The organism is Romboutsia sp. 13368 (genome assembly GCF_018336475.1).
Taxonomy (GTDB): domain Bacteria; phylum Bacillota; class Clostridia; order Peptostreptococcales; family Peptostreptococcaceae; genus Romboutsia.
In genome coordinates this window covers 966,051-966,714 of record NZ_CP048741.1, presented here as the reverse complement: position 1 = coordinate 966,714, position 664 = coordinate 966,051, and the positions used below count along the sequence as shown (strand labels likewise).

The 664-nt window shown below is 29.2% G+C and carries 1 protein-coding gene; it reads right to left on the bottom strand.

Annotated features, from left to right (window positions below):
* Positions 1–81: 81 nt before the first annotated feature.
* A partial coding sequence (locus G3997_RS03885) for an ABC transporter transmembrane domain-containing protein (protein ID WP_330616200.1) occupies positions 82–664 on the bottom strand: 583 nt, incomplete at its 5' end.

Here is a 664-nt window from a genome sequence, read left to right as displayed (position 1 = left end):
CTAAACATTCTATCACTTGCTGCCATACCATTCATTGCTATGTGGAAGTAAGATCCTAAAAGTCTTAATGGTATAAAGAACTCAGATGAAAGTAGTATAATTATTAATAAACTTCCAACTGGAATTTSCTTTACTAAACTGAGATAAAGCTATTATTATTCCAAGACCTGCTCCACCATATGCAATTAAATCCATAACACTTATTGAGTTAAGTTGCATAGTTAATACACGCATTGTTATTTTACGGAAGTTTTCTGCATCTCTATCCATATCAACAGTTCTTTTAGCATCTGCATTATATATCTTTAATGTAGTAAGCCCTTGTAAACTTTCCAAGAAACTATCTCCTAATCCTGTATAAATTCCCCAGTATTTAGCTAATAATTTTTTAGCAAATTTTTGTACTGCAACAATTGATATTGGTATTAATGGTACACATATTAATAATACTATTGATGTTTTAAAGTTTATAAAAGATAATATTATAAACAATGTTATTGGTGCTAATAAGCTATAGAATAATTGAGCAATATACTTACCAAAGTAAATTTCTAATTGTTCTACACCTTCACCAGACACTTGTACAACCTCTGCTGTTGCTACATGCTCTTCATATGAAGATCCAAGAGTTAATAATTTATTATAAATTTTTTCACRCAATGTC